This window comes from Pajaroellobacter abortibovis (genome assembly GCF_001931505.1).
Classification (GTDB): Bacteria; Myxococcota_A; Polyangia; order Polyangiales; family Polyangiaceae; genus Pajaroellobacter; species Pajaroellobacter abortibovis.
On the sequence record NZ_CP016908.1, the window covers coordinates 862,905 to 884,084 of the forward strand.

The 21,180-nt window shown below is 43.2% G+C and carries 21 protein-coding genes; 14 read left to right on the forward strand and 7 right to left on the reverse strand.

Translation table 11 applies throughout. From position 1 onward, the window contains the following. The first annotated feature begins 46 nt into the window (after positions 1-46). A complete protein-coding gene (locus BCY86_RS04360) occupies positions 47-1,684 on the forward strand; it encodes a DNA topoisomerase VI subunit B (protein WP_172824796.1) in 1,638 nt (545 codons plus the stop codon). After that, positions 1,671-2,810, forward strand: a complete 1,140-nt coding sequence (locus tag BCY86_RS04365) for a DNA topoisomerase IV subunit A (RefSeq protein ID WP_075276647.1) — start codon at positions 1,671-1,673, stop codon at positions 2,808-2,810. The genes BCY86_RS04360 and BCY86_RS04365 overlap by 14 nt, the downstream gene beginning before the upstream one ends. 81 nt (positions 2,811-2,891) lie before the next feature. Here the strand turns inward: BCY86_RS04365 and BCY86_RS04370 are convergent, their stop codons facing one another. From BCY86_RS04370 to BCY86_RS04390, 4 genes are all read right to left on the reverse strand, one after another. Beyond that, entirely contained in the window at positions 2,892-4,199 is a 1,308-nt protein-coding gene (locus tag BCY86_RS04370) for a M16 family metallopeptidase (protein ID WP_075276648.1), read from the reverse strand. Next, entirely contained in the window at positions 4,199-5,563 is a 1,365-nt protein-coding gene (locus BCY86_RS04375) for a M16 family metallopeptidase (RefSeq protein WP_075276649.1), read from the reverse strand. Before BCY86_RS04375 ends, BCY86_RS04370 begins: the two co-directional genes overlap by 1 nt. Before the next feature lie 56 nt (positions 5,564-5,619). Next, positions 5,620-6,642: a hypothetical protein gene (locus BCY86_RS04380; RefSeq protein WP_156865073.1), complete on the reverse strand. Its 1,023-nt coding sequence runs from the start codon at positions 6,640-6,642 to the stop codon at positions 5,620-5,622. Positions 6,643-6,716: 74 nt separating this feature from the next. Next, complete coding sequence (locus tag BCY86_RS04390; RefSeq protein WP_156865074.1) at positions 6,717-7,730, reverse strand: hypothetical protein; 1,014 nt, start codon at positions 7,728-7,730, stop codon at positions 6,717-6,719. Between the two features lie 59 nt (positions 7,731-7,789). On the opposite strand from BCY86_RS04390, the gene msrB reads away from it, so the two are divergent. Next, positions 7,790-8,182 (forward strand): peptide-methionine (R)-S-oxide reductase MsrB, encoded by a 393-nt coding sequence (msrB, locus tag BCY86_RS04400; protein ID WP_075276654.1) that lies wholly within the window; start codon positions 7,790-7,792, stop codon positions 8,180-8,182. 43 nt (positions 8,183-8,225) lie between these two features. Here msrB and pgi read toward each other — a convergent pair whose 3' ends face one another. Then, positions 8,226-9,884 carry a glucose-6-phosphate isomerase gene (pgi, locus tag BCY86_RS04405; RefSeq protein ID WP_075276655.1) on the reverse strand — a complete coding sequence of 553 codons (1,659 nt, stop codon included), beginning with the start codon at positions 9,882-9,884 and terminating at the stop codon, positions 8,226-8,228. 1,872 nt (positions 9,885-11,756) lie between these two features. Here pgi and BCY86_RS04415 point away from each other — a divergent pair. The 5 genes from BCY86_RS04415 to BCY86_RS04435 all read left to right on the forward strand — a co-directional run bounded on the left by BCY86_RS04415 (position 11,757) and on the right by BCY86_RS04435 (position 15,083). Then, on the forward strand, positions 11,757-12,170 hold the full coding sequence (locus BCY86_RS04415; protein ID WP_075276657.1) for an HAD family hydrolase: 414 nt from the start codon (positions 11,757-11,759) through the stop codon (positions 12,168-12,170). A 328-nt stretch (positions 12,171-12,498) separates the two neighbouring features. Continuing rightward, complete coding sequence (locus BCY86_RS04420; protein ID WP_075276658.1) at positions 12,499-12,900, forward strand: hypothetical protein; 402 nt, start codon at positions 12,499-12,501, stop codon at positions 12,898-12,900. A 295-nt stretch (positions 12,901-13,195) separates the two neighbouring features. Next, positions 13,196-13,483, forward strand: coding sequence for an SDR family oxidoreductase (locus BCY86_RS10740; protein ID WP_075276659.1), 288 nt, complete (start codon positions 13,196-13,198; stop codon positions 13,481-13,483). 364 nt (positions 13,484-13,847) lie between these two features. Continuing rightward, the gene (locus BCY86_RS04430; RefSeq protein ID WP_156865076.1) at positions 13,848-14,261 is read left to right on the forward strand and encodes a hypothetical protein; all 414 of its coding nucleotides are present in this window, start codon (positions 13,848-13,850) and stop codon (positions 14,259-14,261) included. A 579-nt stretch (positions 14,262-14,840) separates the two neighbouring features. Then, complete coding sequence (locus BCY86_RS04435; RefSeq protein ID WP_075276661.1) at positions 14,841-15,083, forward strand: hypothetical protein; 243 nt, start codon at positions 14,841-14,843, stop codon at positions 15,081-15,083. 213 nt (positions 15,084-15,296) lie between these two features. On the opposite strand, the gene BCY86_RS04440 is transcribed toward BCY86_RS04435, so the two are convergent. Beyond that, a complete protein-coding gene (locus BCY86_RS04440; protein WP_075276662.1) occupies positions 15,297-17,135 on the reverse strand; it encodes a carbamoyltransferase family protein in 1,839 nt (612 codons plus the stop codon). Positions 17,136-17,139: 4 nt separating this feature from the next. Further along, entirely contained in the window at positions 17,140-17,421 is a 282-nt protein-coding gene (locus BCY86_RS10745; RefSeq protein WP_420814549.1) for a DUF5989 family protein, read from the reverse strand. A 110-nt stretch (positions 17,422-17,531) separates the two neighbouring features. Here BCY86_RS10745 and BCY86_RS04450 point away from each other — a divergent pair, with 110 nt between their 5' ends. The 6 genes from BCY86_RS04450 (at position 17,532) to BCY86_RS04480 (ending at position 21,176) form a co-directional block, all read left to right on the forward strand. Next, entirely contained in the window at positions 17,532-17,732 is a 201-nt protein-coding gene (locus BCY86_RS04450) for a hypothetical protein (RefSeq protein ID WP_075276664.1), read from the forward strand. 98 nt (positions 17,733-17,830) lie between these two features. After that, complete coding sequence (gene lipA / locus BCY86_RS04455) at positions 17,831-18,907, forward strand: lipoyl synthase (protein ID WP_083604333.1); 1,077 nt, start codon at positions 17,831-17,833, stop codon at positions 18,905-18,907. A 79-nt stretch (positions 18,908-18,986) separates the two neighbouring features. Next, entirely contained in the window at positions 18,987-19,433 is a 447-nt protein-coding gene (locus tag BCY86_RS04460; protein WP_075276666.1) for a hypothetical protein, read from the forward strand. Positions 19,434-19,975: 542 nt separating this feature from the next. After that, entirely contained in the window at positions 19,976-20,488 is a 513-nt protein-coding gene (locus BCY86_RS04475; protein ID WP_075276669.1) for a tetratricopeptide repeat protein, read from the forward strand. A gap of 160 nt (positions 20,489-20,648) precedes the next feature. Beyond that, positions 20,649-20,777, forward strand: coding sequence for a hypothetical protein (locus BCY86_RS10915; protein ID WP_275935845.1), 129 nt, complete (start codon positions 20,649-20,651; stop codon positions 20,775-20,777). Positions 20,778-20,969: 192 nt separating this feature from the next. Further along, positions 20,970-21,176 (forward strand): cold-shock protein, encoded by a 207-nt coding sequence (locus tag BCY86_RS04480; RefSeq protein WP_075276670.1) that lies wholly within the window; start codon positions 20,970-20,972, stop codon positions 21,174-21,176. The last annotated feature ends 4 nt before the right edge of the window (positions 21,177-21,180 follow it).

The following is a 21,180-nucleotide window of genomic DNA, read 5'->3' on the forward strand; positions in this document are numbered from 1 at the left end:
GGCTTTGCGGAACATGCGATTCTCTTATTCTCTTATGAATGATCTTATGAATGATAATGCATTGCGATCTTCTCTAGAAAAAGAGGAAGCTTTTTCTTCCTTTTCCCCGAGAAGAGCTACGGCCAAGTCGATGGCGACTCGTCAGCAAGAGATTTCGGTCAGCGAATTTTTTGCTAAAAACAGGCATCTTTTAGGGTTTGATAATCCTGCAAAAGCATTGCTTACTGCTGTTAAAGAAGCGGTAGATAACTCATTGGATGCATGTGAGGAGGCGGGGCTTCTGCCTGATGTAGAAGTAAGCATCCGTGAGGTAGGAGGGGGACGTTTTGAAGTCATTGTCGAAGACAATGGCCCCGGAGTTGTGAAAGACCAAATTCCGAAGATATTTGGAAAATTGTTGTATGGATCCAAATTTCATCGATTAAAGCAATCTCGCGGCCAGCAGGGGATTGGAATTAGCGCTGTTGGTCTCTATTCTCAATTGACCACAGGAAAACCGATTGTTATCATTTCTAAAGTTGGACGAGGCCGCCCTGCTTATCAGACGACTCTGCGGATAGACACCAAAAGGAATCAACCGCAGGTGATCAAAGAAGAAGTAGTGCCATGGGATAAAGCCAATGGCACACGGATTAAATTTGAATTGGTTGCTGTCTATCGAGGTGGGCGTACAGGCGTTGAAGCTTACCTTGAACAGACTGTAGTTGCTAATCCCCATCTCGCTCTCGTATTTCATTCTTCTAAAGGGGAAACGCGTTCATTCCCTCGTGTCTCTAATCAGCTCCCTCCGGAAGCGCAGGAGGTTAAACAGCATCCCCACGGGATTGAAGTGGGAACGCTTCTGCATTTACTGCAGGATGCAGAGAAGAGGACGCTCAAGCAGGTTATGATGGAAGATTTTTCCAGAGTATCTGCAAAAGTGGCAGAAGATGTGTGCCGGGCTGCACAAGTCTCTCCTCGTGTGCTTGCCACTTCATTGGAAGGGGATGAAGTTCAACGAATTCATCAAGCTCTGAGTCAGGCTAAAGTGATGGCCCCTTCGGCTTTATGTGTTGTCCCGATTGGAGAGGAGCTATTGATAGATGGATTAAAAAGACAATTTAATGCGGAATTTTATACATCTTCTACGCGTCCGCCTTCTGTATACCGGGGGAATCCTTTCGTCATTGAGGTGGGGCTTGCTTATGGAGGCGATTTGCCACTCGACGAACCTGCTGAAATGATGCGATTTGCAAATCGTGTTCCTCTACAGTACCAACCCAAAGCTTGTGTGATTACAGAGGCTGTCTGTCAAACCAACTGGAAATCTTATCAGATTAGTCAACCAAAGGGTTCGCTTCCTGTTGGTCCTCTTGCGATTGCAGTCCACTTGGCGAGTGTGTGGGTCCCTTTTACGAATGAGGCTAAAGAGGCTATCGCTCATTACGATGAACTGATGCGAGAAATTAAGCTTGCGGTACAAGAATGTGGTCGCAAATTGGGTGTGTATCTACGGGCGCAGGCTCGATCGCAGAATGAGCATAAGCGACTCGGCATTTTTCAGCGTTATATCCCTGAAGTAGCAGTCGCTTTAGGGCATTTGCTTGGGATAGATGATGCAGATGTGAAAAACGTTTTCCAAAATGCCTTGCCCCGTTTTGTTCACTTGGGAGGGAGAGAAGATCACAATCATGGCTTCGCGTAAATCTTCTCAATTTCTCTCTTCATCTGCAGTCAAGCAGACAAGGGACCAACTTACTTTAAACAAGCTTGAGCAGTTGGCTACATCAGCTTATCGGACTGTTTTAAAGGGGGCGAATCCATCGATTATGATACGCCAGCGCACTCTGTCGAATGTCTCTTTTAATGAAAAGCGAAAGATCATCGAGCTTGGAAAGAAGAGCCAGTCGCGCGACTTTTTTAATACGAGTATGGCTCGCAAGTTTATGCAGACCTTTCTGATCGCAAGTGGATGCAAAACGTTAATTGAAGAAGGAAAGACGATCAGCATCCGTCAGATGTTTTACATGATGAAGCATACGCTTCACAATTCAAATGAAAATACATTTGAGGATCAGGCGGAAAGCGATCCGATTATTGAAGACTTGGAAGTCTGTGCCGATGCGCTTCGAGAGGAATTGCATCTATTTGCGAATCGCCGAGGGCTTGTTGTAGGGAAACTTGTGGTTCGTGATGCGGGGGATGAGATCGATCTCGCCTGCATGGGGCGAGGTGGATGGGGGATTCCTAGTATTTGCGAAGATGAAAATCTGCAGTTTGTTAAGTCAGACGCCCAATTCATCTTGCTTGTGGAGAAGCAGGCGATTTTTCACCGTCTCAACGAAGATCGGTTTTGGCAGAGACATCGTTGTATTTTGATGACCAGCGAAGGTCAGGCGGCGCGGGGTGCTCGCCGACTCCTGCAACGAATGGATCAGGAGCTGAAGCTCCCTATCTATGTGCTTGTCGATAACGACCCGTGGGGGCTTTACATCTATTCTGTTCTTAAGCAGGGATCGATCAACTTGGCTTATGAATCGATGCGCATGGCGGTCCCCTCGATACGATTTTTAGGGATGAGTGCATTCGATTATGAAAAGTTCAATCTTACGCCTGCAGCCACCATCAAACTGACTAAAGAGGATATCGCTAGGGCCCAGCAGATAAAGGCCTATCCATGGTTTAGGGATAAAAAATGGCAGGAAGAAATCGATGCGCTTCTCCGTCACCAATTCAAAATGGAAGTGGATGCTCTTCTGACCAAAAGCATTTCTTTTGTGACAGAGGAATATATTCCCAAGAAACTTCGGGATAAAGATTATCTGACATAAAAAGCAAAAGAAGGGGAACCAAAAAACTCTTTATTACTTCACTCGTGTTGTGGTAAAAAGAATACTCTGCGAAAGTGGAACTCAGACACTGGTGAAAGGGAGTATTGTGCATTGACTGAGGGGAGCAGTTGCTTCTTGGATAGGTTGAAGGATTTCTTGAGCGGTTCCCACCACTGTAATGAGAAGATCAGAAGCGCTTAAACGGAGCCGGATTGCTTCATTCGTTTGTTCTGCTGTGATTGCTTTAACACGCTTTGGATAATCTGAATAGTACGTTGGGGGAAGCTTGAGGAGCTCAACAGAGAGCGCTTGGGAAAGTCGTTTGGAAGGTGTATCAATATCGAATACGCGTGAGCGGAGCAGATAGCGTTTTATAAACTCCACTTCACGACGGGAAACACCATTCTCAAGGAAAGAGGCATACATTTGGAGTTGCAGTGCAATACAGGCAGCAGCATCTGTGGAAGCAGGGAAAGTACCCATCCAAAAAGCGTGGCGACATTGATCGATTTCTAAATAAGAAGAGGCTCCGTAGGACCAGCCGCGCTTTGAACGAATCTCTCGCATCAGTCTTGATGTAAACGTTCCTCCAAAGATGCCGTTGGCTACGAGAAGCGCAGTATGATCCGAGTCATGCGGGGAAGTTCCGAAGGTACCGATAAGGATCTGCGTTTGAGTCCGTTCAGGTTTATCGACTAGGATTAATTTCCTCCCATGAAAAGGGAGCTCTGGATCCGAATGGGAAAAAGGAGCTTGTTCGATCGACATCTTGGGTAATCCAGAGAGTAATTTAGCGCTATAGGTGTGTGCTTGTTTTTCAGAGAGATCCCCTGCGAACCCGAGAATTATATTCTCTGGAATAAAGTGCTGTTTGAAAAAAGCCCTAATCGTTTCGATATGGAATGATTCTACACTTCCATGAGATCCCAAGCTGCTTTTCCCATAAGGATGATCACCGAAGAGTCCTTGATAAAATGCAAGTTGGGCGAGATGCCGATCGTGATCTCGTCCTTCTATGATCTCGGCCAATGTCTCTTTTTTAAGTTTCTCAAATTCTTCTTTTAAAAAAAGAGGCGTGCGGATGATTTCTCCTAGAAGATCGATAAAAGCTTCCACATTGCGGCTGATCACTTGTACATGGATATGCAAAAAAGTGGGTGAGGCATGAATGGATAGCTCCCCACCCAATTGATCGATCGCTTCTTCTGTTCGAATAGAGGATAATCTAGCACAGCCCCGTCGAAGCATTCGTGCAGTCATGAGAGCCAACCCTTCCTGCATTCCTATCCAGGGAATCCGAATAGCAATCACGATCGAGACGAGTGGAAGCAGATGCGATTCTTCAAGAAAGGCGACTGTTTTTTCTGAAGTCAGAAATCTTTGTGTCATCAGGATAATTCCTTCGGAGTCCCTTCTGGATACACGTGAATCACTGTACGTTGCGATTCGTTTAAATAACGTCGTGCTGCATTTCGCAGTTCAGCTGCGGTAAGTCTCTTGTACATCTCTAGCCTTCGAAAGATGCCTGCTGGCTCACTTAGTGTAGTTTCATAGAAACCGATCTGCTCTGCTTTCCCACTCGCGGTTTCAAGAGATTGCAGAATGGCTAATTCGAGGTGTGTTTTTGCTCGAATGAGCTCATCCTCACTTACTAATTCATTGCGTATGCGATCGAGCTCTGCGTCGAGGATTGGTTGTACTTCTGCGATCGTGTGTCCTGGATGGACGTGGACCCCTATTTCGTAGAGACCTGGATGTACAAAAGGGGAAACCCACCCGCGCACCTCGGAGGCAAGCGCTTGTTGGGTGACGAGCAGACGGTGGATTCGTGAAGCTCGACCTCCAAAGAGAAGTTCATTGAACATTACAAGCGCAGCATGATCAGCATCTCCTAAGGCGGGTCCACGGTACCCCATGAGAATTTTTTCTGTTGCAGTCGGTTTTTTTAGGGAAAATAATTGCGCAGTAAGCTGAGGTGGTTCTGGAAAAATATTTTCAGCTGGGATGTAGGAAGGGGGGATCGGACCATAAGCCTCTTGGATTTTTTTTAGGACGTTCGATTCACGAATGTCCCCTACAATCACAATGGTAGCGTTATTCGGAGCATAATAAGTACGATAAAAAGATTCGCAGTCCGCAGGGGAGTAGGTTGCGATATCCTCCATCCATCCGATGGTAGGCCATCCGTATGCGTGTTTGGTAAACGCATGTTTGTAAAGAAATTCGCTTATGGATCCTTCGATATCATCCTCTACGCGAAAGCGCCGCTCGTTGGATACCACTTCTTTTTCACTCGATATCTGTGCTTCTTTCAGCACTAGATTTTGCATCCGATCGCTCTCCAATCGGATCGCAAGGGAGAGACGATTTGCTGGAAGAGATTCGTAATAATAGGTGTAGTCGACCCATGTTGCTGCATTTGATTCGGCTCCGTTTTCTTCTAATTTACGATCCAACTCCCCTGGTTTGAGTGACGTGGTCTCATTAAACATAAGATGTTCGAAGAAATGAGCTAGTCCTGTTTTTCCAGGTTGTTCGTGTCTTGATCCCACACGAAACCACGTCGAATAACTGACCGTAGGAGCAGATCGATCGGTCAACAGGAGTAGGGCGAGCCCGTTTCCTAGACGGTAACGTTGGATCTCTTCGGAGCCGAAAGCACAACTCCCTTCATAAAAGAGGCACGCATGCTCATGCTTGACATTCCGATTGAGTTGCTCTACCCGCTGGTGCTGGATCGAAGAATTATTCATTGAAAGGATTTTAGAATACACAAAACGGTTTTGGCCAGGATTTAATCAATGAACCGTTATTGATAGATGTTGAGAGCAACCGTAGGGATCAATGAGAAAGTAGAGTTTTCTCCAAATCCACTGATTCCACAACCTCCAATAATCCCAACATCTTCCGTAAAATTGTATTCGATGGCGGGAGCGATAGCAAACGTATGGATCGTTGGATTGACAAGCTGATTGGTTATCAGTCCAACGCTCTCTGTCATTCCGAGGGATCCTCGAAATCTATCCGGAGCCTGATAAATGTGAAAGAGATCGACTGCAGCGACCCAGCGTTTGTCCAGATGGTATTCTGCAGCAAAGAGAGAGAGTAGGTTTTCTCCTGGATAGGCATACCCTGTCGCTCGTTCTTCTTCTGTTCCGTATATGCTGGCTCTTCGTACTTTGGCGCGAGTGGAGGCTTGAAGCCCTATATTAAAACGGAGTCGAAGGGGATGTTGATTGGGCATCAAGATGATTTTTTGGACGTTGAACCCGACTGTTGTGGCGTAGACTCCACCCCCTCGGGCATCTATCCCTTTAAGGACTGGATCAAGAGAATCATAATTTCCCATCGGAAACGTCTCTCTGACAAAAAATTGAATGTCTGGATGCCAATTGGTGTTTTCTGCTTCAAGGAGTTGAAATGCCAGTCGTATTGAGGAGTCTCCCAGTTGGGTAGACGATTGTCTTCCTTTGTATACCGCACTCCCCTGGACGGCGATCTGGACATCAAGACCATCCGTGAGCCCGGCTACAGCTATCCATAAAGACTGAATTTCATGAGTATGCTCCTCAGTGGAGTATTTCTTGGTGAATAAAAAGTACGGCTGCATCACGACATGCATGGAGGCAGTGGTCCGTCCATTTGCAGAGAACAGCGTTCCTGTCCACCAAGCTGAATACGGATCTGGATTTGACGTTTCGTCAGTCAGTCCTCGAGCAGAAGACACCATTAAACAGAAAGCTAATAGAATAGAAAAGATACGGAGGTGGAAGAAAATGAAAGGAGGGATTGGATGCTGTGTAACACCTGATAGTGAAATGGATGAAGACATGGTTATACTTTCAGGTATGAGCGCAGTTCAGTAACGGTCCTTCTAGACCAGGAAGGGTGGGGGAATGCTAGGGTCTATCGGTAGATGGTGAGCGCGATGGTTGGCATAAGAGAGGCCAGGGAATATTGATCTCGACCAAAGATGCTAATATCACAGCCTCCTATAATACCCAGGTGAACATTGAAATTATACTCGAGGGCAGGAGCGAAACCAAACGTGTGACTGTATGGAGTTACAAGTTCACTCGTCCTCGCTCTGGAATCATCTCTGACTCCAGGATTCCCTCGAAACCGGCTAGAGGCCTGATAAGAGTGGTAGAGGTCAAGAGCGACGACCCACCGCTTCGTTAAATGATATTCTACACCGAAAATGGACAAAACATTTTCTCCTGGATAGGCATACCCTTTGGCATTTTCTGCGATCGTCCCGTATACACTAGCCCCTCGCGCTTTGGCTTTACTGGAAGCTTGAAGGTTCATATTAAGACGGAGACGTAGAGGATGCTGGTTAGGCATGAGAACGATTTTCTGGAAATTGAAACTAACCGTTGTGGCATAAGCTCCTGTCCCGCTAGCATCTGTCCATTTTAAATTGGGGTCGAGGGAATCGTAGTTTCCTGTCGGAAATGTCTCTTTGACAAAGAACATGATGTCTGGATGCCAATTCGTGTTATTGGCCTCGAGGAGCTGAAATGCAAGCCGTAAGGCAGAATCGCCAAGCTGCGTGGAAGAGCGATTGCCTGCAAAGGTGGTACTTCCATGGACAATGACTTGCAAATCAAGACCGTTTGTAATGCCGGCCATGGCCGCAAAGAGAGGATGAATGCTAAATATTCGATTAGGTTGGGCAAACTTTTTGCTAGCCATCAGATAGGGTTGCACGACCACATGTCCTGCCGGTATCGTGTGGCCATTGACTGAAAAGAGCGTTCCTGTCCACCAAGCTGAGTAGGGGTCTGAAGTGGATGAACTTCCCATGTTGGCTGATCCTGCTGAAACAGAAGTTGGAATTATGGTGATCATGGTGAAGATGAAACCAGCTGAGAAGAAAGGAGAAAGGGCTTGGGACCGGAGGATTTTTTTTTTCATACTGCTTCTTTATTATTCTTTTTTGATTAGAATAGAAAAGTTAACAGAAAAAAGAGAGCATGAAAAGAGTGGATCAAATTGAAAAAAAATGGGAGATGGAACTGACCCCAATCCAGTTTAAAGTCTGCCATCAAAAAGGTACGGAAGCACCTTTTACAGGGGAGTATTGGAATCTAAAAGCGTGTGGGATTTATCAATGCGTATGTTGCCGGACGAATCTATTTCACTCAGACGCTAAGTTCGATTCCGGGACAGGATGGCCTAGTTTTTTTGAGCCCATCAACGAGGCTTCAGTTGCGTTTGTGGAGGATATTTCTCATGGAATGATACGGCTCGAAGTTCAATGTGCACAATGTGGCGCTCACTTAGGCCATAGATTTGAAGACGGACCAACCCCTACGGGAGAGAGATATTGTATTATTTCTACCTCTCTCCACTTTCTGGCACTCTAATTTTTTGTCTTTTCGCTTAATAGCTAGTCTACTTCGTCGAAATTTAAGAAGATGCAGTTGAGAGCATTTTTTTATAATGGTTGATAAGACCATTGGTCGAGCTGTCATGCGAAGTGACGGGATCGTTTGTATTCAGCTCATAATAGATCTGAGAAGCAAGCTGTTTTCCAAGCTCCACACCCCATTGATCGAAGCTATTGATATTCCATATGATTCCTTGCACGAATATTTTATGCTCATAGAGGGCGATCAATTGTCCTAACGTTTTAGGATCAATTTTTTTCACTAAAAAAGAATTGCTAGGCCGATTTCCTGTAAACAATTTGTGAGGGAGAAGCGCTTCGATTTTTTCTTCTTCGATCCCTGCTTTTTGTAGTTCAATCCGCACTTCTTCTTTTGTTTTTCCCTTCATGAGCGCTTCTGTCTGAGCAAAGAAATTGGAGAGCAGCATGCGATGATGATTGCCAAGAGGGCGATGCGTGATGATAGGAGCGATAAAATCGGTTGGGATTAATCGCGTCCCTTGATGAATAAGTTGGAAAAACGCATGTTGTCCATTGGTGCCAGGTTCTCCCCAGAGAACAGGACCTGTTTCATAGTCTGAGATGAGCTGATTATTACGATCGGTGCTTTTCCCGTTGCTTTCCATATCTCCTTGTTGAAAATACGCCGGGAAGCGGTGCATAAATTGATCGTAAGGAATTATAGCGTGCGTATGGGCTCCCCAAAAATTGATGTACCAAACCCCTAACAACCCCATAATAATTGGAATATTTCGATCGAAGGGGGTAGTTTGGAAGTGTTCGTCCGTTTCATGAGCACCTAGGAGAAACTGCTCAAAGTGATCTATTCCGATCATACAAGCGATGGGCAGACCGATCGAGGACCACATGGAATAGCGCCCACCGACCCAATCCCAGAACGGAAACATCTGATCGAGAGAGATTCCAAATTCAGCAACAGCTTGCTCGTTGGTAGAGAGTGCAGCAAAATGCTTCTGAATCGCCTGAGGATTTTTAAGGTGGTGGAGGAGCCAATCTCTTGCTGAGGCTGCATTGAGCATGGTCTCTTGTGTTGTAAATGTTTTGGAAGCAATAAGAAACAGCGTTGTCTCCGGATTCACGCGATTGAGCACTTCTGCTAAATGAGAACCATCGACATTCGAGACAAAATGAGGCTGCAGCCCTGGTTTCCAGTAAGGTTTAAGAGCCTCTGTGACCATGAGAGGGCCTAAGTCAGAGCCTCCAATCCCAATATTCACGATGTCTGTGATCGCTTTGCCTGTCTGTCCCTTCCAAACTCCTGAGTGCACTTGCTCTGTAAAGGTTCGTAGATGATCAAGTGTTTGGTTAACCTTTAACATCACATTTTCTTGATCGACCAAGATAGGACGATTGGAACGGTTGCGAAGAGCAATATGGAGAACAGCTCTGTTCTCTGTTGAATTGATCTTGTCCCCATTGAACATACGAGAGATCCAATCAGTCAACTTGCTCTCATAGGCGAGATCCAATAGGAGCTGCATCGTTTTCTCAGTTATTCGATTCTTCGAATAATCAAAAAGAATATCTTCGAATTGGATAGAAAATCTCTCAAATCGCTTAGGATCTTTGGCAAAGAGAGAGCGCATGTGCACTTCTTTCATTTCTTCTTGATGGACTTTTAAAACCTGCCAGGCAGGAGATTGAACACGTGTTGACATGCGTCACCTCATAAATCAAACAAACTGAAAATTATTTTTGTGAGAATAAGACTTTTATTCTTACCATTTACATTGATTCTAGTTCTAGCAAGAGTCGACTGCCTGTTTTTTGTAGAAAGAAATTTCTTCTTCTTATTTTAATTGATAAGAGCCAATCTGGGAGCTTAAAAAACCTAATTTTGATTGATTTCGCTAAAAGATATATCTGCATCGCAAGGCAAAGAATTCAAGAACTCGTGAACACGTTTTTTTGAGGGAAATAACAGATCTTTCAAGGGACGGTGCAAGTGTGAGGACAGGAATATGATTATTGTGAGTTTGATTCTATGATCTAGATAAAAAACATCTTAAATGATTCTAATTGAAAAAAAATACCTAGTTGTATCAATATCAGGATAAACTTGTTGAGGTTGCATGGGACTACTTTGGATCTACAGGTGAACAGCAAATATTTCTTCGTTTTGGTTTTTATATGATATGATTGTACATTGATTTTAGTAATATGGTACTAAGGAAGAAGGATTTTTTTGCTCTTTGTTGCTTATTTTTGGAGATACTTTATTTCGTATTAAGGAGGTAAAAAGCTTAAAGTTTTTAGGTATTTTTTGCGAATAAATAAGCAAGCCTCGCCTTTCCGATGGTATTTTTTTTAATTTTGAAGTTATGATGCGATTATCTGTTTTCTCATAATGATAATGAGGACCTCCACTTAAGAAATTAAGACTATTTTCTTTAATATCGTTCCCTGTATATACAGTTGCAACAATTGATCTCGTGAATATTGCCAAACGTATTTTTGTAGAACAAAATATTCTTGTACCGTATTGTAGCCTGACACTCCGAGATTCATGACCTCTATTTTTTTGCTTTGAAGGGTCGGACAACGTTTGAAATGTCGTTCAGCTTGTTTACAGAATGCTTTTTCGAGAGGCATTTGAAGCGCCTCTGTGTAGGAGCCTTTAAGAACAGAAATTCTTATTGTATTGGCTGGTTTTTCGATGAGGATACTCAATGTCTCTCAATCCATGATATTGGTTTCACATAGAGTCCTTCATAACGAAAATATCCTTTTTGATAGAGGAGCATGCGCTGCTCTAAGTAATGGATCTGGTTTGTAGAAGATAAATTGGGAGAAGAATCTTGACATTTTTTAGTCAATGTAAAAAATAGTAAAAAGTGAAGGGGTCAATAATTCTATTTGATTAGAGAACGGCGTAGATGAAAGGCAAGAAGCGCCAAGCCTTGTGTATAGGTGAGGAGTAGGTCGGTCGATAATCACGAGGAAGAAAAGGATGGAACAGAAGAGAGCCAATATGCCTTTTTGAACTATGAGAGCTATTGGAGGACACATAATAGATTCCTTTGATTGTAGAAGAGCACAGAAATTAAATTAAAGAAGAGAAGAAGAGAAAAGAGAATAGCAGAAATTTAAGCAATAGCCAATGACTCTTTTTTTCTGCCTTAAATTGAAAATTGAAAAAGGAGAATACTTTTCTAGCAAGAAGGGAAAGAAGGAGAGGAGATGCGAAGGGCGATTGAAATTGGGGAGAGCATAGTGACTTAATTTTAATGTCAAACTACGATCCCTTCTTAACATCATCCGCATCTCGTTCTATTTATAAGAAGAAATAGTCGACTGAAGTGAGATATGTGCCGTGACAATATTACTTTGATGTGGATGGAATGATTCTCTGTACGAGCTTCATCCATCCCGCTTTTTTTATTTGCTTTATCAGCAGAATCCGTTGTTTTGAATAAACTCGCTTCAGCTGTGTGTCGCGTCCTTTTATTGCGATGGCGAGCTTTTTGATCGCTCTCTGTTCAACCAAGCATTGTCCTCAGTGTATCGAGGCATGTCTTATGATCGGTTGATTGCGTTTGTGGATCAAATTCGAGAGAGTGATTCGGAAAGCGATTTATCCTGAAGCAGCAAATCTGGTAAGGCAATGTATTCGCCGAGGGCATCAGGTTGTTTTTGCATGGGGAGCGTTTGACTTTGTTGTTAAGCGGCTTGCCGCTTATTTAAAAACTGCAATGATTACCAATCGACTTGAGGTTCGTGAGAAGTATGCCACCGGAAAATTAGTTCGTCCTATTGTGGCTGGTCTGGAAAAAGCTCGGCTCATTCGTGCGTATGCCCAAGCTTGTGAGCACTCTCTTGAAGACTGCATTGCTACTTCCATTCACCGTCGAATGGGGCTGCAGAAGTCCGTCATATGGAGGGAGACAAGTTTTTTTTGCTTATTGGCCTCGTCGCCTTTTCAATCACGATGCGGAAGACCCTGAAGGCATGAAGGTGATGGGCATGACTTCTCAGGGAGAGTTGATAGAACTTAAATGAAAAGCAGTTGAGTCTGATTTCGATTATTTATATCAATGTGAATCTTGTTCCTATGGACGGAGGTCATAAATCTGTCACTGTAAGTTTGTATGGATACAAGAGTCTTCGTGCTCATCACAACCCTTCCACGATGCGTCGCTGCCATAGCTATATGGATCCTTCCCGATTAAAGTAGCGCTAGATGCATTACCCCAGCCTGTAAGGCAGGCGATCTTTGATCGAATTCTTGCTCCTTATGAGGTAACAGGTGTTTTTGCCGGGGCGACGGAAGCAGTGCATCCTCATACGCTGGCACGTTGCTTTGATCAGTACCTTGTCCCGATTCAAGGACAAGCGGATATTATGATTATCGGGATCCATTACATTAGCCCGTATAACGTTCACGCCTTTCTCAATTTTTTGCTATCGAGGGGTACCTATGGTAAAAAGGGGGGAGCGCTCATTTTTACTTATCCGTGCACTGACTTTTCTGATCCGGAACAACACGCACCCCATGTTGAATTTGTTCATCGCATTTTGCCTGAAGCACGCGACGCTATAGAACTCCGTCAGCGGTACGAAGCCACTTTTGCTTCTGATCCAGCCTACTTCAGATGTATCGGACCGGTCATGCCTACCATCCTGCACATCCCTTCTTTATGTGGGACTGGGGAGAAGCGGGAAGGCAACACTTAGGGCGCCTAATCGCAGTAGGGGCAGACAACACATATATTCTATATTCCCAAATTACTTGGCTATGAAACAGCGAAAACAGTGGAAGAAGCAATTGAAATGGAGAAGGATGCCGCTCCTTCTTCTCCTGATATTGTGATGTTTCATATGCCACCTATTGTTATGTCGGACTTGACCCAGTGAACTTAACTTTTCGTCTTCATTCAACTGATTCATTACCTCCATTAGAAGTTACTCGTCTCTTGAGGGGTGCTCGGCTGTTGGTGTTGGGAGGGACAGGATTTTTGGGAAAACTGTTTTGGGTCTTGTTGCTCGACCGATACCCTGCAAGATCTATTTGCTGATGCGTTCTAAAAAGAACGAATCTAAGGAAAATCGGTTTTGGAATAAAATAGTGCCTTCGGAAGAGTTTTCCCCACTCAGAAAAAAATATCCGGGATCTTTATATGATTTATTTTTGAAAGAAAAAGTAGAGGTTGTAGAGGGGGATGTAACACAACCGCTGTGTAGAGTGGAAACTTCTCTGATCGATTCCTGGAAGGGCCTTAAATGCGATTGTGAACATTTCAGAATTAGTCGATTTTAATCCTCCGCTCGATAAAGTGCTCTTTTTCGACGCATTGGGAACTAAACACGCGGCTGATTTGTCACTTGCCCTTGGAGGATGTCCCTGACATGAAATCGATCGATACCTAGAAATTTTAAAGGCGATTCGACAAGATGCTGAGGAATAGCGAGCGAATTACTTTGCTGCTGCAATAATTGTAAGTCTTGCAGAGCTATTAGAAGGGACGGCTAAGCCTGTTTATCAATGCGGAGCTTCCGACGTAAATCCGTGCACCGCATCAAGATTTGCCAGACTTATCAGCGTGTACAAACAGAAGCGCGACCAACGCAATCCCCCCGATTCCTTTCTATCTCAATTTATTGCATCCTTTGAACCTGTCCCCGTGGGCTTTAAAACATTCACCCGCTTTGGCCCACCTCAACTGGCTCGAGGCACTCATTCCTTAGCTGGTGTTTTACGATGGTTGGCTGATCGAAAATTAACAGCCAAGAGTTTTTTACCCATCGTACCAAAGCTTGAAAAGATAGCATCTCAAAAGAAAAAGATAATTCCCATCATGAATGTATTTGCCCCTTTTACGATTGAACCCAATGGACCTTTTGATTGCACTAATACCTGTTCTGCATTTGCTCGCCTCGAAGAGCAAAACAGGCAAAAGCCAAAATGGTTTCCCGAAGCAATAGAATACGCAGAGTGGATGCATCGCGTGCATCTACCCGCGATCGAACTTTGGGTGACTCCAGCAATAAATAAAAAGGAAAACATTCTCGTCAAAAAGAAAAGAATATCAATTTGATTCACAAATAAGTTAATTTGAAAGAAAAATTAATTATTTTTGTAGAAATCTTTCTATACTTAATAAAATATAGCAGATTTCATAGAGATAGAGGATGAGCTTTATTGGATTTATCAATAAAAGCGCTTTATTTTTGTTTCATTTGTGGAAGCAAATGTATTCTTAGAATTCCATTTGTTGACAAAAGATATACATGCTTTTTGTCTGAATTTTTATTTAATGAATATAGAGGCAATAAATTTTGAGGAATATAAATTCCTAATAAAAAGGATTTTTTTGCTATGTAAGGAGAAACTTACATTGAGTCAATAGTCATGGATTTATAGATGTTGACATATCCTAATTAAATAGCTGATGTAATAAGAATTTCTATCACAGTGGACTCTTATGTAGAAACATTCCAAGTCCATTTAGAAAAAATATTGTACAAGCGAGCTAAAATATATTTAAGAAATTACCAATCCTTAAAATAAAAAATAGAAATATAAATTTTTGAGTAGAAAACTCAACTATAATGCCAAAAAAACTATTTTTTTCTTTTTTTTCTATGATGCGAACTTCTTCACTTAAGAAGTTATTATGAAAAACCGAAAAAATGCTTTTGATATCTTTTTATCCAAAATTGGTATACAAAAAAATAATGAACCAAATGAGGATTTTTTTAGTATTTACCGTTCATCCGATACAGCACACAATCATGCGTGGAAACTGACTGAAGATCGGCTCAAAAAATGCATCCGTGTATCCTCTAGCTTCTTGCTATGTGATGAGCATTGGAATGAATTAGGATATGAGCTTGTAGGCAAGGCTCTTGCCAAATAAATATACACCGCTGCTGCTTCTTCTTTCGGGTCTCATTAAGATGGGGAAATTGAGGTTCTCGGTATCATAGCGAGGAGAAAATCTTTAGGTGCTTTCCATTTATAATCCCGCATCTGCAATTTTCTTTTTAATGTGGCGATATAAAAATATTCTGTTGATTGTTTGATTGATATTTTTAATAGTTTTAGATGATTTATGTATGTATTTCTTATCTTAGTCCAAAGTGAAGGAATTTTTATAATTCTGCCTTAGGAGAGGATTCTGATTCTCTTTGAGAAGGATAGAATTACCGATGACGAGCGCATCGAGTTCAGTTCCCATAAAACAGTGGAAGGCATCTTGAGGAGTACAAACGATCGGCTCTCCGCGAACATTGAAGCTTGTGTTGACCAGGATAGGGCATTCTGTGATCTTGTAGAAAGCTTGAAGGAGAGCGTAATAACGAGGATTGGTGTTTTCTGAGACTGTTTGGATACGAGCGGAATAATCGATATGAGTTACTGCTGGGATCTGAGAGCGGACGACATGGAGTTTATCGGTACCCCAAAGGCTTTGCTGTTGTTCTGTCATGGGGAAACACCGAGAAGGGGATACATTGGCTACGAGGAGCATATAGGGGCTATCAGAATCGAGTTCGAACCAATGCGAAACATGTTCTCGGAGCACAGAAGGAGCGAAAGGGCGAAAAGATTCTCTGAATTTGATTTTAAGGTTGAGCAGGGACTGCATGGTAGGTGAGCGAGGGTCTGCGAGGATAGAGCGTGCGCCGAGGGCGCGGGGTCCGAATTCCATACGCCCTTGGAACCATCCAATAGCTTTTCCTTCAGCTAAGAGCTGTGCAGTTATTTGAAATAAATCGCTATCTGTTAGGGTTTCATAGTGGGCACCCAGCTGGTTAAGTGTTGTTTCGATGGTTGTCTGGTCGAAGGAGGGGCCTAGGAAAGAGCCTTTCATAGAGTCGATAGTATGAATGAGGCTAGGTCGAGGTTTTTGATGAAAGAGATGGTAAGCGGAAAGGGCAGCACCGAGGGCTCCTCCTGCATCACCAGAGGCTGGCTGGATCCAGAGATTGTTGAAGTTTCCGTCACGTAGAATTTTACCATTAGCTACGCAATTGAGGGCCACCCCGCCTGCGAGGCAGAGATTGGAGATTTTGTTCTCTTGTGCGAGTGAGCGAGTGAGCCTTAGAATGATCTCTTCTGTAACATGTTGGACAGAAGCGGCAAGGTCCATGTGGCGTTGGGTAAGAGGCTCCTCTGGTTTTCTTGGAGGTCCTCCGAAGAGCTGATGGAATTTGTCATTAGTCATATGTAGACCGATGCAGTACTGGAAAAAATTTTGATTGAGGCGGAAGGTACCATCCTCTTTGAGGTCAATGAGGTGCTCGAAGATAAGAGGTGCGAATCGAGGTTGTCCATAGGGAGCGAGCCCCATGACCTTGTATTCTCCTGAATTGACTTTGAATCCTGTATAATAGGTAAAAGCAGAATAGAGGAGGCCGAGGGAGTGTGGGAAATGGAGCTCTTTGATGATTTTGAGATCTGAACCGAAGCCGAGAGCGACGGAAGTGGTAGCCCACTCACCGACTCCATCCATGGTGAGGACGATCGCTTCATGGAAAGGGGAAGGGAAGAAGGCGCTTGCAGCATGGCTGAGATGGTGTTCGGAGAAGAGGAGCTTTTGTTTCCAATTGAAATCAGGCTCTAAGGAAACGAGACATTTGCAGAGGATATCTTTTTGAAATAGTTTTTCTCGTATCCATAGAGGGATAGCGGTTCGAAATGAAGAGAAGCCTCGTGGAGCGAAAGCGAGATAGGTTTCGAGGAGCCGCTCAAATCGGAGGAATGGCTTTTCATAATAGGCTATGTGGTCAATTTGGTGGAGTGTTGAACCTGATGCTTGGAGGATATACTTGAGCGCATGAAAAGGGAAGGAAGCATCATGTTTTTTTCGTGTGAACCTTTCTTCTTGAGCAGCGGCAACGATGGTTCCATCTTCGATAAGAGCTGCTGCGCTGTCGTGGAAAAAGGCAGAGATGCCGATAATTTTCATTGGGTTAGAAGATAGCGTAGATGAATGGAGAGAGCACTGAACCTTGTGCATAGATAAGGAGTATCCCGACGGCCACAAGGGAAAAGAGAATGGGATAAAGCCAGTATTTTTTTCTAATCCATAAGAAATAAAGGAGCTCTTGGAGGACAGGCCACATAACAGATTCCCTTTGATTTTTGAAAAGTACTAAAATTGATTGCGGAAGCTTTGAGAAAAGATAATAGATTTGCGAGATATCCAATAACTCTTTTGTTCTGGCTCCAATTGAAGACAGATATGAAGGCATTTAATTTTAGAATGAACTGTGGAAAGGAAGTCTAGAAAATACATTGATAACTTATATTATAGGTTTAAAGGAATCTAGTGTAAATATATCTATCAAAAGAAGTAAATTCTATGGCGCGCTATCTTGTTACGGGGGCTTCTGGATTTTTGGGTGCTCATGTAGTTTCCTTGCTTGTGCAAAGGACTGTTTCTTTTGCTTTAACTAGATTTAGGCATTTTTTTAAAACTTTTCCTCTCGATCCAGGCTCGTTCGAGCTGGTGCATTACTATTGGTATGCTGACTCTACCCGTGCTCGAAGAGTCCTTCATTGACATTCTCGTTTTTTTATGGAGACATTGGTGGATACGGTTGTGGATCTTCATATCAATCCCTCTTTGACGGAAGCTCCATTCGACACTACACTTTAAGCATGAGTGCTTTAAATCCCTCTTCTGCTCGATTTTCTCCAAAACCTCCCTGGCTTAAGGTGCGTGCCCCCAGCGGTCAGCCCATTGAACAACTTAAGGAAACCTTGCGGGCACTCGACCTTCACACAGTTTGCGAGGAGGCATGCTGTCCGAATATGGGGGAGTGTTGGGGAGAGGGGACTGCTACTATCATGGTGCTCGGCGATGTATGTACCCGTAACTGTCGCTTTTGTGCCGTGCATACGGGTAATCCTGGGGGTGTGGTTGATGTTCGAGAGCCTGAACATGTAGCGAGGGCATTGGCCCAACTAGGTCTCCAATATGTTGTAATCACGATGGTGGATCGGGACGATATATTGGATGGAGGGGCTAGTCATCTCGCTCAGACCATCCGGCTTCTCAAACAATTGAGGCCTGATATGCTCGTTGAGGCTCTGGTCGGAGATTTCGGAGGACATGAAGATTATGTAAGAGTCGTAACCGATAGTCTTCCTGATGTATTCGCCCATAATATTGAAGTGGTACGTCGATTGCAGAGAACCATTCGAGATGTCCGATGTGGATATGAACGCTCGCTCGACATACTCAGATGGGTGAAACAACATCAACCTACTATGCTCACCAAATCTTCGATCATGGTTGGAATTGGAGAGACCGATGAAGAAGTGGTAGAGACAATGCAAGACCTACGTCATGCAGGGGTCGACCTGGTCACAATAGGGCAATATTTAAGACCTACCCCAAAACATGCGCTGGTCACTCGGTTTGTTGAACCAGCAATATTTGAACAATACACTACAGCTGGGCTTGATATGGGATTTTCTTACGTGGCCAGTGGACCTCTCGTGCGAAGCTCCTATAAGGCAGCGGAGGTGTTTGTGCGAAGTCAATTGCGTGGAGATAACCCTGAGGGGGCGGATAAAGTTGTAAAGAATCGCTTACATCAAGCTCAGATAATTGATTCAGAGTGGTCTCTTAAGAGGGGAGCCGCTCAAAACTTGCCAAATAGATGTATTCCAGCAGGAGAAGGAAGGCAGGCTAGCTTAATTTCAAAGGAGCAATTATTGCATAAACTCTGAACTGCATGAAATGTATCTTTTTGCTTGAGCTGGCTTTTGATCTTTTTATTCGAGTTAATACAATGCATTTAAAAAATAAATGTCTTATAAAAATCTGTCATTTTCATTAAAATGGATTATAGGTAAATTTATGAAATTTATTTTTCAATCTCAATTGTTGCTTCCATTGGTGGTAGGTATTATTTTTGCTGCTGGTTGTGGAGATGATTCTTTTTCGAGTCGTTTAAATAAAAGAAATGTTGATAATCGTATTGAAGATCTAACAAAAAAGCAATCTTCTTCATCGAATGACTACAATGTTCCAAACAAAAAAAGAGGTGGTTCAAATGCATCTAGTGGTAACAATGGAAAGCAGGCTCAAGATCCTCAATTGGATCCACATCAGGAGATGATTAATCTAAAAGATTTTTTTCATTTTTTTGCTCAGTTAGCTTGTGAAAAGGCAGACGAATGTCTTTCTAGTGAGGAAAAAAAAGGGTGGGGTTTAGAGCAAACCAAGGGTGTGTTGAAGCATTTAAAAATATGATGGCAGAGGCGAACGGCTTAGGCTTAAAAGAAGAGGATATTTTTGTGCGTCTTGATAAAGCACTTATAAAGAAGTGTGGTTATGCTATAGTGAATCTCTCATGTGAAGATTTTAGGTCTGAGAAAATGCCACAATCTTGTCATAATCTTATCAAATCATTGAAACATGTTGCTGCTGATAGTTAAAACTATTGTTACTTTGTTTGGTGCAAGATAAAATTTTCACTTTTTAATGTGAATAGTAAAAGTAAGGTGCTTCAAACAATTAGAGAGAAAAAATCTATCCAATTATTTTTTGATACTAATCAAAAAGAAATGGATTTTTTTCTTTCTTTTCTTTTTATCTTCTGACGAAAATAAGGAGCGTAGGGGAAGAGCAGACGAATGCAAACCGACCAGCGCGCTTTTCAGGAATGGATCAAAGGGGACCAGGCGTTTGAGGCGTCGAAGTGGAGGAGGACTATCCAACATTAACATCTTGCCGCAAGTTTCATTCCCGAGCTTCTTATAAGAGAATGGGTTTTAAAGCTTGCAAAAGCGTGGATGGAAATAGCTAAAGCTCGAATTGCTCGCACCAAAATTGGTTTTGAATATGCTGTGGGTCAGGGGAACCTGGAAATTAAAAAAGCAGTTCGAAAGTTTCAAAAATCGATTGAGCTGGATCTTCAGAATGGTATGGTTTTTCTTAGGCTCGGTTGGGCTTTATTGCTTCTTGGTCAGGAGCAAGATCAGCTCAAATCTGTTCAACATGCTGAGGGATTGCTCCCTTCGGAAGTGGAGGTCGATTCCGCGCTAGGTGTGGCGTGGATGGTAGTAGGAAATATTGATCAATCGATTGGATCCTTTAGGCAGTCAGCGGAACGAGATCTGAATAATCCAGATAAGAATGGGAGTTTAAGAACTGCTCTCTTGATAGGACAGGGACAACGCTTTGATGAAGCAGAAAAGGAATTTCGTGAACAGATTGTCCTTTCTCCTGATCACACCTGCTCATCTCAATTTAGGGGCTATGTTGATTGCAAAAGGGAATATGCAACAGGCGCGGATCGAAATTGAGAAGGCGCTCGCGCTGGAACCAAAGAGAGTAACTGCTCACTCAAACCATGGGTGTGTACTTCGGCGGTAAAAACAGATTCCGAAGGCGATTCAAGAGTATCGCAAAGCGATAAGCCTCGATCCAATACTTATTAGCGCTTGGATTAATTCAGCTACAGCGTTGGCTAAAGATCCTAAGGAGCACTCTGAAGCGTATAAAGCATTGGAAAAAGCAAGCCGTCTTGACCCTACAGATCCTCGGGTGCAGTCTGTTCGAAAAGAATTGGATGAGTTCAATCGATCTCCCTAGAAAATTCCGCATTTTATAAAAGCGAAAATTACTCTATGAGCATTTTTTTAAAATAAATCTTTCTTTAGGACAAGAATTCTGCTCTACGAGCAATCACTAGGTTTTCTCAGTCTTTATCTTGACCTATGCATGTGGGCAAGGGTACTGTTCCCTTATGGAATATCAAGCCTAGATCAAAGTGGAGGCATTTCAATGACAGTGGGTAAAGTCAAGTGGTTCAACGATGAGAAAGGGTGGGGCTTCATCAAACAGGATGAAGGGCCTGATGTATTTGTCCACTATTCGCAGATTGTAGGGGAAGGGCGTCGGCGATTGATTGAAGACGAACTGGTTGAGTTCGAGATCAAAGAGGGGCCAAAAGGGCTTCAAGCTGTTAACGTCAGCAAGCAATTAGCCTAATCAT